Source organism: Nocardia sp. Root136, assembly GCF_001427185.1.
GTDB lineage: Bacteria > Actinomycetota > Actinomycetes > Mycobacteriales > Mycobacteriaceae > Nocardia > Nocardia salmonicida.
On sequence record NZ_LMFE01000001.1, the window covers coordinates 74,940 to 90,900 of the forward strand.

Annotated in this window: 13 protein-coding genes and 1 pseudogene; 5 read left to right on the forward strand and 9 right to left on the reverse strand. The window is 66.4% G+C overall.

The genetic code is table 11. From position 1 onward, the window contains the following. Positions 1-54: 54 nt before the first annotated feature. Positions 55-1,005: an LLM class F420-dependent oxidoreductase gene (locus ASD42_RS00370; RefSeq protein ID WP_056809012.1), complete on the reverse strand. Its 951-nt coding sequence runs from the start codon at positions 1,003-1,005 to the stop codon at positions 55-57. Between the two features lie 203 nt (positions 1,006-1,208). Here ASD42_RS00370 and ASD42_RS00375 point away from each other — a divergent pair, with 203 nt between their 5' ends. Continuing rightward, positions 1,209-2,288: an alkaline phosphatase family protein gene (locus ASD42_RS00375; RefSeq protein ID WP_200950361.1), complete on the forward strand. Its 1,080-nt coding sequence runs from the start codon at positions 1,209-1,211 to the stop codon at positions 2,286-2,288. A gap of 16 nt (positions 2,289-2,304) precedes the next feature. Here ASD42_RS00375 and ASD42_RS00380 read toward each other — a convergent pair whose 3' ends face one another. After that, entirely contained in the window at positions 2,305-3,570 is a 1,266-nt protein-coding gene (locus ASD42_RS00380; protein ID WP_056809014.1) for a hypothetical protein, read from the reverse strand. Beyond that, positions 3,567-4,664: a polyprenyl synthetase family protein gene (locus ASD42_RS00385; RefSeq protein ID WP_056809021.1), complete on the reverse strand. Its 1,098-nt coding sequence runs from the start codon at positions 4,662-4,664 to the stop codon at positions 3,567-3,569. Before ASD42_RS00385 ends, ASD42_RS00380 begins: the two co-directional genes overlap by 4 nt. 683 nt (positions 4,665-5,347) lie before the next feature. Here ASD42_RS00385 and ASD42_RS00390 point away from each other — a divergent pair. The 3 genes and pseudogenes from ASD42_RS00390 to ASD42_RS00405 all read left to right on the forward strand — a co-directional run. Then, a pseudogene (locus ASD42_RS00390) lies at positions 5,348-5,857 on the forward strand (enoyl-CoA hydratase/isomerase family protein); the annotation flags it as partial. After that, complete coding sequence (locus ASD42_RS00395; RefSeq protein WP_056809023.1) at positions 5,854-6,294, forward strand: hypothetical protein; 441 nt, start codon at positions 5,854-5,856, stop codon at positions 6,292-6,294. The pseudogene ASD42_RS00390 and the gene ASD42_RS00395, both read left to right, overlap by 4 nt. A gap of 177 nt (positions 6,295-6,471) precedes the next feature. Beyond that, positions 6,472-7,239 carry an MspA family porin gene (locus tag ASD42_RS00405; RefSeq protein ID WP_162256183.1) on the forward strand — a complete coding sequence of 256 codons (768 nt, stop codon included), beginning with the start codon at positions 6,472-6,474 and terminating at the stop codon, positions 7,237-7,239. A 37-nt stretch (positions 7,240-7,276) separates the two neighbouring features. Here ASD42_RS00405 and ASD42_RS00410 read toward each other — a convergent pair whose 3' ends face one another. From ASD42_RS00410 to ASD42_RS00420, 3 genes are all read right to left on the reverse strand, one after another. After that, complete coding sequence (locus ASD42_RS00410; RefSeq protein ID WP_235569237.1) at positions 7,277-8,404, reverse strand: alkane 1-monooxygenase; 1,128 nt, start codon at positions 8,402-8,404, stop codon at positions 7,277-7,279. 120 nt (positions 8,405-8,524) lie between these two features. Continuing rightward, complete coding sequence (locus ASD42_RS00415) at positions 8,525-9,322, reverse strand: lipase family protein (RefSeq protein WP_084465270.1); 798 nt, start codon at positions 9,320-9,322, stop codon at positions 8,525-8,527. Positions 9,323-9,653: 331 nt separating this feature from the next. Beyond that, entirely contained in the window at positions 9,654-11,255 is a 1,602-nt protein-coding gene (locus ASD42_RS00420) for an MFS transporter (RefSeq protein WP_063893535.1), read from the reverse strand. A 108-nt stretch (positions 11,256-11,363) separates the two neighbouring features. Between ASD42_RS00420 and ASD42_RS00425 the strand changes: the two genes are divergently transcribed. After that, positions 11,364-11,981 carry a TetR/AcrR family transcriptional regulator gene (locus ASD42_RS00425; protein WP_056809031.1) on the forward strand — a complete coding sequence of 206 codons (618 nt, stop codon included), beginning with the start codon at positions 11,364-11,366 and terminating at the stop codon, positions 11,979-11,981. A gap of 90 nt (positions 11,982-12,071) precedes the next feature. Here ASD42_RS00425 and ASD42_RS00430 read toward each other — a convergent pair whose 3' ends face one another. The 3 genes from ASD42_RS00430 to ASD42_RS00440 are packed head-to-tail and all read right to left on the reverse strand — an operon-like array spanning position 12,072 to position 15,847. Beyond that, the gene (locus ASD42_RS00430) at positions 12,072-13,667 is read right to left on the reverse strand and encodes a GMC oxidoreductase (protein WP_056809033.1); all 1,596 of its coding nucleotides are present in this window, start codon (positions 13,665-13,667) and stop codon (positions 12,072-12,074) included. Between the two features lie 36 nt (positions 13,668-13,703). After that, on the reverse strand, positions 13,704-14,327 hold the full coding sequence (locus ASD42_RS00435) for a DUF305 domain-containing protein (RefSeq protein ID WP_056809034.1): 624 nt from the start codon (positions 14,325-14,327) through the stop codon (positions 13,704-13,706). Beyond that, positions 14,324-15,847, reverse strand: coding sequence for an LVIVD repeat-containing protein (locus tag ASD42_RS00440; protein WP_056809036.1), 1,524 nt, complete (start codon positions 15,845-15,847; stop codon positions 14,324-14,326). Before ASD42_RS00440 ends, ASD42_RS00435 begins: the two co-directional genes overlap by 4 nt. Positions 15,848-15,961: the final 114 nt, after the last annotated feature.

A 15,961-nucleotide genomic window follows, 5' to 3' on the forward strand; every position in this document is an offset into this window, starting at 1 on the left:
CGGCGGGGCATCAATCCGCGCCACGCCCCGCCTGCCAGACGGAACAGCCGCGACTCAGCCGTGCACCAGTGGGCTCAGGGATTTGCCTGCCAGTTCGAGGATGCCCGGCTCGTGACCGTTGGCGACCATATTCACGATGATGCCGTCGACCCCGTGATCGAGGATGCGGCGCTGGACCTGCTCCGCCACATCGTCGGGGGTGCCGGCGAACACGCTGTCTTCCGAGATCACCACCACGACATCGCGCTGCATGAACTCCTGCGCCAGCTTGCGCGCGCGGTCGCCGTTCTCGTCGACGACGACGACCGCGCGGAAGCTGGTCTCCAGGGTCTGCGGGTCGCGCCCGGCTTCCTCGCAGCGCTGTCGCAATGTGGCCAATTTCCGCGGTAGGTCGGTGGTGTGGCAGAGGAGGTTCAGGTGGTCGGCGTACCGCGCGGCCAGGCCGAAGGTCTTCTTCTCACCGCCGCCACCGAGCAGGATCGGTAGGTCGTCACGCACGTGCGGCTCGTTGATCGCGTTCTCGGCGCGGTACCACTTGCCCTGGAAGGTCGGCCGCTGCCCGCGCAGCATCGGCGAGATGATCTGCAGGGCCTCGTCCAGCCGCTGGAACCGCTCGGTGAAACTGCCGTATTCGAAGCCGTAGCCGAGGTGCTCCTGCTCGAACCAGCCCGCGCCGATGCCGAGGGCCGCGCGGCCGCCGCTGATCACATCGAGCGTCGTGACGATCTTGGCCAGCAGCGCCGGATTGCGGTAGGTGTTGCAGGTCATCAGGGTGGCCAGCTGGATTCGCTCGGTGACGGTGGCCAACCCGGCCAGGGCGGTGTAGGCCTCCAGCATCCAGTCATCGGGCTGCCCATAGACCTGATAGAAGTGGTCCATGAACAGCACGGCATCGAATCCGGCCGCCTCCGCCTCCTGCGCCTGCGCGATGACCTGCGGGAACAGTTCGCGCGGTGAGGCGGCGTAGCCGAAGTAAGGCATCTGGTATCCGAGACGAATGCTCATATTCGACGACCCTACGGCCGTTTCCTGCGTCGACAGGGAGCGATAGCCCATGGCAATCAACCGGACCTCACACGGCAATGGCTCGGAAATTCACCGCACGCCAAGGGCGCGCCACGACGAGGATTTCCCAGTGGGCGGGACCGTATCGGTCAATTGTCCAATTTGCTGGGTGCCGCCGTCGCTCGGCAACTACGGTGCCGCGCATGTCTCGTACTCACCGCATACTCGCTGCCGCCGCCCTGGCCGCTGTCCCCTTCGCCGCGGCAGCGCCTGCCCCCGCGGCTCCGGTCGTGAACAAGGTCGTGGTCATCGGCATCGACGGCACACTGTGGAGTGAGGTGTCGGCGGCCGATGCCCCCAACCTCGACCGCCTGGCCGCGGAGGGCACCCTGGCACGCACCTCCATCGCCCCGCACACCACCATGTCGTGCGTCTCGTGGGCAACGGCGCTGACCGGCGTGTGGGATACCAAGCACGGGATCCAGGACAACGGATCCACTTGCAACGCAGGACCTTTCGCACAGTATCCGACCGTTTTCACCCAGGTGGAGCGGGAGCGCCCGGCGTTGTCGACGGCTTCCATCGGGACCTGGGACAAGATCGGCATGATCGCGCGCACCGGCAGCCCGCAGGCCGACCGGGTGGCCGTCACCCAGATAGATCCCACCGGTGCGGGCGTCTGTGAGACCACCGCCGATTCCCAGGCCACCGCGGAGGTGGTCTCGGCCATCACCGAGGAGGCGACCGATCTGCTGTTCACACACCTCGATCAGGTGGACATCGTGGGTCACACGCTGCGCGGAGTCTGGCCGCAGGCCTATCGCGATGCCATCGGCCGAGTCGACGGCCTGGTCGGGCAGATCACCGCCGCGGTGGACGCCCGAGCGGCCTCACATTCGAACGAGCGGTGGACGATCCTGGTGACCACCGACCACGGACACAAGCCGGACGGGGGGCATGGCGGGCAGAGTGCCTACGAGACAGCCAGTTTCGTGATCGCGCGGGGAGCGGGGTTCGCGGCGGGAACGCAGAACAACGGATACACCCTCGCCGACATCACACCGACCGTTCTGGATCTGCTCGATGTCTCGGCTCCCGCGAATCTCGACGGCGCGTCGATGCTGACGGGCGGCTCGGGCAACCCGTCAGCACCGGTGCCGAATACGCCACCGGTCGAGGCCGGGATCACCGGTTCGTCGTCCGGTTCGGCACAGGCGGCCATGGTGGCGAATCCGCTGTGCATTCTGGGTAGTGGATCGGCGAGCGGTTCGTCCGAGAGATAGTGCGTTGAACGCTGGTCTACCGATCGCCCCCGCCGGTGTCGAGGGCGCCGAGTTGGAGTTGTGTGGCGAGGGCTTGCAGTGCGTCGGGGTCGTGTGGTGGCACGCGTTCCATCGCGCTGAAAGCCAGGTGGTCGGCGATCAACATGGTGCGAACCTCGGCGTCGGTGAGCTCGCCGGTCAGCGCGCCTTCGGGCAGGGTCTGCACCATGGCGAAGGTGGTGTCGACGATCAGCGGTACCAGCGAGGTCGGCATCGACAGCGGGTCGCCGACCACGAGCGCCTCGGTCGCCGTGTTCGTCCCGTCGCCGAATTCCGGTGAGTCGTCCAGCATTCGGTGGACTGCCACGTCGACACTTCGCCGCACCCGATCCAGCATCCTGGTCCAGTACTTCGACGAGGCCGCCGCGAGGAGCGCGGCGCCGACCTTGCGGCGGAAGGGCGGGGGCGCGTCGACGGCACCGCACAAAAAGGCGGTCGTGGTGATGGTCATGTGCGCCATAGCCGCCCGCGCACCGAAACTCGGCGTGGCGGGACCGAGCCTGGCCAGCAGGGCGAAGCCGCCCAGCGCCGGCACCAGGAGCTGGAGCATCACCTTCCGCTTCAGTTCCCCACGGTCGGCGACGCCGTAGATCTCCAACTCGTTGTCGCGCAGGTCGTTGGCGGACTGGGCGATGATGGCCAGACAGCCGGCCAGTTCGCGCAGATCCGCCTCGGGCACAACGGGTTCGGTGACGAGTTCACACGCGTAATAGGTGACCCGGCCGAGCACACCTTCGCTGTAGGCGACCCGCGGCAGCGGCGAGTCGATGTTGCGGGCCATCACCCGTGCGACATCGATGACCACCGCGCCGACACGCGTGCGCCCGGCCGGTGACAGCGCTGTGAGCAGAGCCCTGATGTCGCCGATGCGCTCGGCCAGAAGCCGGTCGACTGCTTCGCTGTCGCGGGCTTCCGCGCTGACCGATGGCAGTGCGGGAGGCTTCGTATCTGTGTTGCCGTTGAGATAGTCCGCAGCGTCCAGCACGGCACAGCTCGCGATCGTGCGGTCACTGAGATCCTCGAAGGCGTCGAGAACTCGGCAAGCCAGCAGGGCGGCGGTGGCCTCTGCCTGCAGATGCGTGGGCAGGAAGCTCACCGAGATACCCAGGTTGCGACCGGCGGGGATCAGCGCCAGCCGGGCCAGCTCCTCCGGCGAGGCGGCGGCCCGTAGCGCGGCCATATCCGGTGCGCGGCGCAGGTGTCGAAATCCATGGGCGAGTGATCCGATTCTGGTCTGTCTCATCGGGTGATCACTTCCTGTAGCAGTGCATGGAGGTCGTCGCGAGCAGACGATGACGGGAAGATATCGAGCGCGGCGCTCGCCTTCTGCGTGGCGTCGAGGGCAACCGCGCGCGCGGCTCCGGTGGCCCCGCTGTCGATCAGATCGGCTTGCAGGGTCGCGCTCGAGGTGTCCGCGGACAGCCACATCTCCCGCGCTCCGGCGCGCATCTCGAGCCATTCGATCACCGGCCAGGTCGGAACCCGTCGTTCCAGGTCACCACCTGCGTCCTTGCCCAGTTCGGGACCGCCCTCGATATCGCGGACGTCGTCCATGATCTGGAACGCGAGTGCGAGCTCATCGGCGTATGTCATCAACGCTCGCAGGCGATCGTGATCGGCGCCGCCCGCGGTGCCGCCGTAGGAGCAGGACAATCGGAACAAGGTGCCGGTCTTGGCGCCGGCGACGAGTCGGTAATGCCGGCGCAGCGCGGTCGCCTCGACCGCGGGCGGCAGCATCTCGATGAGCTGGCCGAATGACAGCTCCGACAGCCCGTCGGAATACGTCACGCCGGGCAATTCACCCAGACAAGCGAACGCTCTCGGGTTGTCGGCAAGCACCTGCGCGATCAGTTGCACCGCAGCACCTGCTATGTGGAATCCTGCTCTGGCGGCGATGCGCACACCGAACGCGGCGGGCACCGAGGTCGCGCCGCGGCGCAGCAGCGAACCGTCACAGATATCGTCGTGCACCAGCGAGGACTCGTGCAGCATGTCCATCGCGCAGGCCAGATCGAGGGCGGCGCGACTGGGTTCGGACGCGTCGGTCACGAGCAGACCCGCACTCGCGAGAACCAGACGTGCCCGAACCCGCTTTCCGGGAGTGGCGAGGATGTGCCTGCAGATATCGTCGAATTCACCACCGCTGATGAGGATTTCGTACAGTCGCGCGTTGACCAGCGTGAGCAGTTCGCGCGTCGCGGAGCCCTGGTATTCGGCGATCGGCTCAGTCGCACTCGGATGTCTGAACATCAGCGCGACGGGTTCGCCCTGGTGCTGCGGGTTCCCCGTCGAACGAGCATCGTTACGGCGGACTTCGGGTAGCGCGGGATTGTCCATAACGCTGAATTCCTTTGGTGCGGCCACATGGCGGTGAGATCCCCGGATGGTTCACTGGGGCTGACAGGATCGAGACGGGTCAGTTGACCTCCCCCTGATCTGAGGCCTCGAACCTCACGCCAGGAACCTGCGGACAGATCCGTAGCGTCGCGGCACGGAGGCATACGGTGCGCTGATCTTGCGCTGGAACAGTGAGTTCGGACGTCACGATCCATGGATGGTCACGTCGACACGACGGGGACAATGTGGGTACGGCCGGGAAAACCTGCACAGACCGTTCACGAAAACGCCATTGTCCGGCGATCGGTCATCTGAAGAGAACGACTTCGCTGTGTCGACGACTCTACGTCGTCAATTATGTTGCCGCACAAGCGATTCGGCGCTTTGTAACATTCCACGGGACCGATCGCGGATATTTGGATTCTACCCAATTCCCCGGCCACGACACGACCGTGGCCACGCAGGTCCGAGGCGGCACTACTGGGGTCTGCCGCCACCGCCGATACCCCCGCCGAATTCCTTGTGCGGCAACCGGTCTCAGGACGTTTCCTGCTGACCGTGCATCGCCGGGAACTCCCCGGTTCCAGCGAGATCCCTGACGACCTCGCCGAGGAGCTCCGCCGACTCGATCAGACCCTGTCCGAGCTGTTCGTAAATCTGTCGCGCCGCGTGTTCGACCGCGCCTGGATCTGGACTGGCTCATGGCCAACGGCCATCGCGCCGACTGGTACGTCGGGCGCGTCCAGGAACTGTTCGCCCGCATCCTGACTTTTCCGCTGCCCACCATCGCCGCGGTCAACGGCCATACCTTCGGTGCGGGCGCGATGCCGGCCCTGGCCCACGACTATCGTGTGATGCGGGACGACCGCGACTACTGCTGCTTCCCCGAGGTCGACATCAACATTCCCTTCACCCCCGGCATGGCCGACCTCATCCAGGCCAAGCTCAGCTCCCAAGCCGCGGTGACCGCCATGACCACCGGGCACCGTTTCCGCGGACCGGAAGCGTTGGCCGTCGGTCTCGTCGACGCCACCGCCCCCGAAACCGAGGTCCTCACCACCGCCGTCGACCGGATCACCCCCGTCCTCGGCAAGAATCCGGCAACGCTGGCCGCCATCAAAACCACCATGTACAGCGCCGTCACCGCGACCCTGCGCCCACATCGGAGAATCGGCGATAGCCTCGGGGTATGACTGACAACGATCAGCCTGCACAGAGGCATCGGCGACCCGTCGGGGTCAACTCCTCGACAGTGGCAGCGGTCGGCAAGCTGTCGGAGGCGTTGGAGACGACCGAACGGGCTCGCGGGCACCTCTACAGCTTCCACCAACTCACCGGCGGTGCCGATCTCGCTCTCGGTGAGGCGGTGGACATGCTGCGCGAGGCCGGCCACCATCGGCTCGCCGAGAAGCTGGCCGCCGAGCTCGTCGGCCGCAACGTGCTGCCCGGCCGGTGGACTTTCCAGATCGTGGAGGAATACGACGAGGGCTACTACGCGCGGTTCCGGCAGATAGAGCGCGAGATCCGCGACGAACTCGTCGACGGCCGCACCCACCTGTACGAGGCCGAGATGAAAGAAGCCCGCCGCTCCCATGGTCGTCCTGGGCACGAGGCCGGACCGGACAGCTAGTCCGGAACCTGCTGTCCGGACCACCGCCCGTGGGCGGCTTCTGACAGCGACCACGACGTCGATCGACCGAACCGGTACGGGTGCCGGATGAACAAGGGAACAAGAAGCTGCATCGGTCGGGACACGCGCCCGCGTGACGAGGGGAAACGGCCGTCGGTGTCACTAGTGTCCGGGGTCATGTTGCGAATCATCCGGAGAGTGAGCTGTGCCGCCTCAGCGCTGGCCATTTTGTCGCAGCCGACCGCACATGCCGATAGCGTCAATCTGCCACCGCACGAGAAGACTTTCGAGTCGGCCATAGGCAGTTTCACTGTCGGCACACACGACGAGGTCATCTATCGAATCGCGCCGTTGAACAACTCCCCCATCAGCCGTGAAGCGTTGGTCTCCACTGTCGCCTACGGACGGCTCGACGGGCAGGCCGAGGGCGTGCTCAAGACCGGATACTCGGTCGGCTGTGCGGCCAGGCTCGATGCCGTGGTTCCTGGCGTCGATCCCACCACGGAATTCGGGCTCGAGGGGCCGCAGCAGAACTACGCGACGGAGCAGGCGCAGCGGCAGGCGACAGAGCAGGCGCAGTCACGGTCTGTCGAGCGGTCGAGTACCGGCGAGTCGGTGGAGATCGAGACCCAGGAGTCCGGACAATCACAGGAGGTCGAATCGGCGCAGGTTCAGGAGTTCAACGGCATCATTCCTTCCATCGCGGTGGACCCGGGTCTGTTCCTGGAATTGGCACTGCAGCCCGGCGACATCACCAACATCGATATCGGTGAGGGCAAGCCGCTCATCCCGGGCAAGACCGTCCAGATCGTGGCCCGCGACTTCCACATCAAAGTCGACAACTGCGTAGGCCCGGCCACCATCCGCCAATACACCTACGTGCAGGCCAGAACACCCGAAGTCGACGACAGCGGAGCGGTGTTCGGCGAGCCCACCAGTCTGTAGTTAATCCCGCACCGCGCGGCGACAGCCTTCCTCGCGATCACTTCGACCCGCGCCTCGCACGCGTAGTGCGGCCGGGCATCGTATTGGCACGGGTGAGGTCGCCGTCGTAATGCGCCAGGACCCGGTGATCCATGGTGCGCCGCCACAGTGCAGGCACCGACGCCATAACGATCATGGTGGCATAGCCCGCGGGCAGCTGCGGGGCCTCGGGCGCGGTGCGCAGGGTCTGATATCGACGCCCGGGATTGGCGTGATGATCGCTGTGCCGCTGCAGGTGAAACAGGAAGATATTGGTGACAAGACGGTCGGAGTTCCAGCTGTCGGCCGGCGAGCAGCGCGCCCACCGACCGTTCGGCAATCGACGTCGGAGTAGGCCGTAGTGCTCGACGTAGTTCACCGTCTCGAGCAGCCAAACGCCCATCACCGCCTGAATGGCGAGATACGGCAAGACACTCGGCCCGAACGTCGCGACGAGCCCGCCGAACAGCACCAACGTCATCGTCCACGACTGCAGAATATTGTTGCGCGGGCTCCACCACGAGCGTTGCTGGCGTCGCAGCCGTTCCTGCTCCAGTTCGAGCGCTGACCGAAACCCCCCGATCACGCTACGGGGCAGGAATTCCCACAACGACTCTCCCAACCGCGCGCTGGCCGGGTCCTGCGGCGTGGCGACCCGAGCATGATGGCCCCGATTGTGTTCGACGTAGAAATGCCCGTACCCCGATTGCGCCAGCGCCGCTTTGCCCAGCCACCGCTCGAGCCGCTCGACCCGGTGACCGAGTTCGTGTGCGGCGTTGATACCGATACCCGCCAAGAACCCGACGGTCACGGCCAGCCCCAGCTTGTCGACGAATCGAAGTTCCGGACCTGCCCACAGGTGGCAGGCGATCGCCAGGGCAGCGACCTGAATCGGGAGGAACAGGTAGGTACACCACCGGTAGAAGCGGTGGGCACCGAGTTCTTCGTAATCCTCGTCGCTGGGATTGTGGCCGTCTTCACCGACAAGTCGATCCAGCACCGGAATCACGAACAGCACGATAATCGGTTCGATCCACCAGAAGATCGACAAACCGGTACGCATCACCAACTGTGAGGGCAGCAGCGCGCACACCGGCGCCAGCAATCCGAATGCCCAGAGGAATCGTTTCGGATCTGCCGCCGGCATCAAGTACCGCCCGAACAGGTGCCGCGGTCGCGGCACCCGCATCGACATCCTCATCGAAATGTCGGAGTCAAGGCAGCCTCGGGCAGTTGGTCGGTGCGGGATGACCCGCGAGCCGATCGATCATCCATCGCTGCGACCCTTCCAGCCCGGGAAGAACGACACCACGTGGTCAGGGGCGGTGCCTGCGATCGCGGGCATTTGGAGGTCGGCGTCGAGTTCGACGTTCGCACCAGCTGCGCACCACTGCTCCACCGTCGAACGGACTGTGCCGCACGGCGCTACGTCATCGTTGCGGCTCGACGCTACGAGCACCGGCACAGCCGGGGCCTGATTCCCGAGCTGCAGTTCGGCGGCAGCACCCGTGGCCGAACCGCCCTGGGAATACCCGTTAAGCCTGACCGGAGCACCGGCACCGATGCCGTTGCCGGGCAGCGCCGATGCCGCCCGCGCGGCGTCGAGCACGGCATACCCGTGCGACTTCCGGTTGAGGAAATCGTCCACGGCGGGCGTGCCGAGACCTTGGTAGCCGGTCATCACGACCGCCATCCCGCGAGCCAGCAGCGCGTACAACGCCGGCACGTCGAACTCGACCAAGGGTCGCTCACCCGGCCCGGTCCATGGCGCTGCGGGATCCAGATAACTCCCGACCACAGCGGTCGGCTCGTCATGGGTGTCGTTGCTGCGATACATGATTCGCGTCGCCGATGCGGGAATCATCTCCGGCTGACCCGGAACAGACAGGGCCAGATGCGCGGGCTCCGTCCGGATGATCGCTCCCGCCGCCACATCGGGCAATGGCATCGGCGTGCTGTAGAAGTCGCCGACGGCCACCTCAGCGGTCGGCAACGCCGATACCACCGGCGCCGATACCAGCCCCGCGCCGACCGCTCCTGTCAGAACTGCGGAACACTTGCACATTCGCCTCCCCAAGATTGCACCCCTCCGTGACGTACAGCACTCGATTGCCTGAACGGGATAGACCGTACACACAAGGTTCGGCGGCCGATGACTTCGGCAGAAAATACGGGATAATCAGGCGTTTTATCCCAAATATCCCAGTTCTCCAGGCATACACCGAAGTGCCCGAGATCTGCGATAGGCGCGCCCAAAGTCTGCGTTTATATAGCCTTAGGCTATTATTTTCTCACCGTCGACACCCGTTTTTCGATAGAAGCGTGCCCTACGTCGACAGGCGGCCTTCGACGAACGACAACACTGGATCTCCACCGAGGGCCGGACAGAACGCGCCTCAACTCCTCTCGGAACTCGAAGACCCACTGTTCGCCCCGGACTCGATGATGACCTCTCGGTGCGAATCGTCAGGGCCTGTGGCGACGGGCGCAGCGGCGTGGCGTCGGCCCGGTGTCCAGACGGCGATGAGAACGGCCGCGCCGATGGTCAGAAAGCCCAGCACTGTGGCGGATTGGTGCATACCGTGGATGAACGCGGACTTCGCGAAATCGACAAGGGGCTGCGCCTGTGGACCCGCACGCTCGGCTACCTGCAGCGCCGCCGCGAGTGAGTCGCCGACGGGTTCGCGCGCGGCCTCGGGGAGATTGGGCAGTGCGGGGGCGATGCGCTGGCCGTAACCCGCCGCGAGCACACTGCCCGCTATCGCGATACCGATCGCTGCGCCGACTTCGCGGGCCGCGTCGTTGACCGCCGCGGCGACACCGTGCTTCTCCACCGGGGTGCCGTCGACGATCGCGGCTGTGGCGGGCGCGGTACACAACCCGATCCCCGCGCTCATCAGCAACAGCGGGCCGAGTAGATCCAGGTAGGAGGTCTGGGCGTCGACTTGCGCGATCATGAGCAGACCGCCCCCGATTGCCAACAACCCCGCGAAAGTGGGGATTCGCAATCCGATCCGCTCCGCCAGCCGGGGTGCGAACGCGGAGATCACCACCATCGGAATACCCATCGGGGCAAGCGCCAGTGCCGAGACCAGCGGCCGGTAGCCCATGATGAGCTGAAGATGCTGCACGATCAGCATGAACAGGCCGAAGGTCACCAGGAACTGCAATGTCACTATCGCAGTGCCACTACCGAAGCCTCGGTCGGCGAAGAGCCGGATGTCGATCAACGGATGAGTGACCCGCTTCTCGATGACGACGAAAGCCAGGGCGAGGGTCAGCCCGATCACGGTCGCGGCGATCACCATCGGATCGAGCCAGCCACGCGCGGGCACTTCGATCGCCGCGACCACGATCGCGCCGATTGCCAGGGCGCTGGTGACCGCGCCGAGCGGGTCCATCGCGGGCCTGGATGTGTCCACCGATTCGGGCACGGTGAAGGCTGCCACCGTGAGCACCGCGCCGGCAACGGCCATCCCGACGAAAATAGAGACCCAGGACCAACTTTCGATCAGGATACCCGAGCCGAGGATACCGAGAATCGCGCCGACTCCCGAGACGCCGGCCCACAGTCCGATCGCGCTGCCTCGCCGTTCCGCCGGGAATCCCGCGGTCAACATCGACAGCGTGGACGGCATGACCAGCGCGGCGCCGACTCCCGTGAGGGCTCGCGCGGCAATCAGCCAGATCGGGGTGTCGAGGATCAGCGGCGCCGCCGAGGCGAGCGAGAAGATGAACAGTCCTACGATGAGGACCACCCGCCTCCCGTACCTGTCGCCCATCGCACCCGCAGGCAGTACGAGGCAGGCCAGCGCCAGGGTGTACCCGTCGACGATCCAGGTGAGTTCGGCCTGACTGGCACCCGTGGCGGCCGCGATCTCCGGCAATGCCGTGTACAGCGCCGCCATCGAGGAGGTGACGAGAACGACCGCCAGACAGGACAGTGTCAGTAGCCAGCGCTGGGCCGCGGACAATCGCACACTTCCGGTGGAATCCATCGGGCCTCCGATACTATTAGTATTGCTACGCTACAACTTGTAGCACAACCACACTGCCGGAGGCAGGCCGATGAGGTTATCTGCCTGGACGGAGGAATACTGGGCTACATGAGCGGATCCGACGACGTCGAAGTCGACCCACGCAAGGCTCGCTCGCGCGCCCGCCTGCTCGATGCCGCTGCCGACCTGTTGCAGGCCGGTGGAGTGGAGGCGGTGACCATCGAGGGCGTCACCAAGTTGTCGAAGGTCGCCAGAACAACCCTGTACCGGCATTTCGACAATGCGATGCAACTGCGGGCGGCCACCATCGAACGTTTGCTGCCACCGGTAGTGGAGACTCCGCCGGGAGGCCCGCTGCGGGATCGGCTCATCACTTTGCTGGAGCGGCAGGCCGACGCGATTCGTGATGCGCCACTACAGGTGTCGACATTGGCGTGGCTGGCGACCGGCGCGGACCGCAACACCGACAATCCGGCCATCACCTCGCTCAGCCAGCGCATCATCGACCAGTATCGGGTGCCGTTCGACCAGGTGCTCGATACCCCCGATGCCCGTCGGCAACTGGGCGAATTCGACACCTACTTCGTTCTGTCGCAATTGGTCGGTCCGCTCGTTTTCGCGAAGCTCATCGGCTTGCGCGCCTCGACTCACCAGGATTGCGCCCGCATCGTCGACGACTTCCTGGCGGCACGTGCCGCGGCTGCGCCCATGGAACGTCAGGCGTAGCACCGCGGTATCCGCGCCGAGCGGGCCGTTCGTCCCCGTACAGGTCGACGACGATCGGCCCGCCGGCGCTGATCCGCGTCGGCGCCTCGCTCAGATCACCACACCGACATCAGTGCGCACCAGGACATCCAAGGCGCGTTCGGCGATCGCGGCGATGGTCATGGACGGGTTGCACGCGGCGGTGTTGCCGGGCATGAGGGCTCCGTCGAGCACGTAGAGCCCCCGCTGGCCGAGCACCCGGCCGTCCAGATCGCACACACTGTCCATGTTCGCGCCGCCGAGCGGATGCCAGGTCGACGGGAAGATCGCGTTGGTGTCGATCAGTTGCGCGTCCGGTCCCGCGATTCGGCGAACAGCGGGGTCGATGTGGCCGTCCTGGATCGCCCGATCGCCGTCGGACGGCCAGCGCAGTGTCGCGGCGTCGGAACCCGCGTCGTAGACGAATTCGCCGCGTCCCTCGCTCACGCCGTAGCCGACCAACATGGTGCTGCCCGCGTCCAGCGACAGCGGCGGGAGAGAAGCCTGGATGACGGTGAACGCCGACCGCGGATCGTCCCAGTTCTTGCTGCCGTAGACCACCGGACCACCTTGCGGGGAGCCGAAATTCGCGCCCGGATCACGCCAGACGTAGATGCGGTCGGCATTGGTGCCCCAGCCCTTGCCCAGTGCGTCGGGGAGATCCGGGATCGCACCCGTGGCCCCGGCCCGCACCAGCAGGCGCGTGGTGTTGAGGCTGCCCGCGGACAGTACGAGCGTGCCCGTCGTGATGACCTTGTTCTCCTGGACGACGCCGTTGGTGTCGACCCGGTCGACGCGCACCACCCAGCGGCCATCGGGAGCACGTTCGATATCGGTGACCTCGTGCAGGGTCTGCACGTCCACTTTTCCGGTCGCCTCGGCGGCGGCGACGTAGGTGACATCGACGGTGTGCTTGCCGCCGTTGTTGACGCCCATCGCACCGTCACCGTTGGTGTAGGACGGTTTCATCTCCCCACGCAGCTCGGCCAGCGCGTAGTCCCAGTCGATCGGCATCGGGATCTTCGACAGCGGCATTCCGGCGCCGCGGACTCGCTCGGCGAAAACCCGTGCGGCGGCATAGGGCCCACTGTTGACCAGTTCGTCCGGCGCGGTGGCCAAGCCGAGCATGCGCGCGACGCGCGGGTAGAACACCTCGTCCATCCGCTTCCAGTCCAGCCCGGCGGGGAAGTGGGTTTCGAATACCTCACGGGTCGGCTGCAGTGACATGCCCTGGTAGACCAGCGATCCGCCGCCGAGTCCGGCCGCGCACAGTGCCGTCATCCCGGCACCCGGCACCGCTTCGACCAGGCCGGTATAGGGCTCGAACAGCAGTGGCGTACCGAACAGCGTCGGGCTCGAACGATGCCAGAGCAACCGTTTGTCGGGCTGGGTGGCCCGGGGGAAGGTCTCCGCGTTCGGCCCGGTGACCCAGCGCTTTCCGCGCTCGAGCAGCAGCACCGGCACCCCGGCTTGGGCCAGCCGTAGCGCGGTGACACCGCCGCCGAATCCGGAGCCGATCACCACCACCCGACGCTCCTCCTCGGTCAGCGGGACACCCCCGGTGCGGGCGGCGATCGGGTTCTGCGCGGCGGCGCCACGGGCCGAAGCGAGCAGCAACCCCGCAGCGGCGGCACCGCCGAGTAGTGAACGGCGTGTCATCGTAGACATAGCAATACCTTCATCGTGTGTTGTCCGGGGCACGGGTCAGTTCCCGCGCCGGTCCAGCAGTAGGGACATCAGTCCGATCTCCTGCCCCTGGGTGCGCACCATCTCGCGGGCCGAGCGTTCGACCTCACCGCCGGTGAGCAGGGCGTCCGCAGCGGTCGCCATGTCGATGCCGCCGGCGTGATGGCGCCGCATCAGGCGCAGGAAAGTGATCTCGGCCTGGCCACCGCGCGCGGCGGCCAACTCGTCCAGCTCGGTAGCCGAGGCCGTCCCCGGCATCGATCGGGCCAAGTGATCAGCCGAATGTCGGTGTCCGTCTTCGGAATCCGGCATCCATGCCATCGGGCGCTCGTTGACGACGGGCGCGCCCGCCAAGCGGAGCCAGCCGAGCAACATGCCCAGTTCGGTGCGCTGACTGTCGGCGATCTGCCGGGCCAGGCCGATGACGAACGGATCGGCGTCGGCGTGGAGCCGCTGAGCGAGCAGCAGAGCTTGCCCATGGTGGGCCACCATGTCCTGAACAAAACCGATTTCGGTCTCGCTCAGAACCCTCGGGGCGGTGGTGTCAGCGGGCAATACAGGCCGCAGGGCCGCGCCCATCGCGAGCAGCAGCAGTGCCAGCGCACCCAACGCGGCGAAGCGGAAACCGCTGCGCCAGCTCATGATCCGGTGGTCGAGTTCTGATCAGGCGGCGGGGTGTAGACCTGCGGTGACAGCTCGAGCGCCAGGAACCCGTTGTCGGCGCAGGTGGTCCAGAGCTGATTTCCGCGCCACTCCGGAGGCGAAAAACACCAGTCGGTCGACAGGTCCCCGAAGGCCACCGTGCCGGTCCGTGGGCTCAGCGCCTGCTCCGGATCGAATTCGCCCCGCAAGATCGCCTGCGCGACCGAGGGCGCCGACAGCAGCGGCAGGCCGATGATCGAGGCGAGCGCGTGCGGCGAGTTCGACAGTGCGGCACTGTCCCCGGTGCGGGCGGGTGGGTTGAAATAGCCGATCTCGGTGACCTTTCCGGGATCGCGCACGTCGAAGACGCGGATTCCCGACGAGGTCCAGCCGCAGGCCAAGGCCGTGGGATCGGCGGGCCGGTCGGCGGCGCAGTAGTGCGCGTCGTAGGAGAACAGCGACCCGCCCGCCGCCGAAGCGAGCATGGCGTCCTGGTGCTCGGGCAGGTTGATCTCGAGCTTGATCGAGCCGGTGATCCGCGGCTGACGATCGTCGGAGACGTCGATGAGTTTCACACCACCGGACCCGGCTTCGTCGACGGCGAACACATGGGGCACTCCCCCGTAGGTCACCGGGACGGTGTGCTGTGTCGCCCAACCATCCGACCACGTCATATCGGCGAGCTCGGGCACCTGCGGTGCGGGATCGCGCCGCTGGACCGCGCTGATGTCGAGGATCTTCATCCCGCCCATGTTGTTCGCCAGATAGAGACGGTTGCCGTCCGGCGAGACGCCGATCCCGTGCATGGAAAGGCCGGGCAGCCCTTGCCACACGACCCGCGGGTTCGCCGGGTCGGTCAGGTCGACCGCGCTGAGTAGGCCGGGCGCGGTACCCGAGCTCCAGTAGGTGCGGCCGTCCGGAGAGAAGCCGCCCTCGTGGGCGGTGATCGGCAGCGGCAGGGACAGATCGGTCCCGGTGCCCGGGTTGAGCAGGCGCGGATGCGCGCAGTCGCTGATGTCGTAGACCGAGAGCAAGCCCGCACCGACCAGGGCGGGCACGCCCGCACCGACCAACAGCTTGCGGGTCTTGTTGACCTTCAAACTCTCCCAGGTTCCCGCCAGCATCGCTGGTTCGGTCAGTGTGGCGGTGCGCACGGGTGCGGCCGGATCGCGCACGTCGAGGACGTGCACGCCGGCGTCCGGACTCCGCAGATCACCGGAGAAGAACGTGCCGACGTAGGCGCAGTGTTCGAAGGTCACCGAGGTGATGCCACCGCCCCGGCCGCCCGCGGCGCCGAGTAAGCGCATGTTGCAACGGAATCCGTCCCGAGAACGACCGCTGTCACGGTCGGCGGCGGGGACGTCGCCCTGTAAACCGGATTCGGGCGCCGAACCGGGCAGACAGTCGGCGCGGGTCGCGGGCGGCGCGGAATGCGCGCTCACCGCGCCCAGCGACACCAGCAGCGCGGCAGCCAGTATCAGTCCGGCGCGTCGATGCGCACGGGCAGAAAAAGTGATCATAAGTGCTGTTGTCGCCCCGACGAGAGGGCGCCTTTCTCGAGTAGTAACCGTGTTACTGGTCGCAGACGGTACCACTCGAGGAGGGCTCGGACCCGGAATCGGACGAATCAGTGA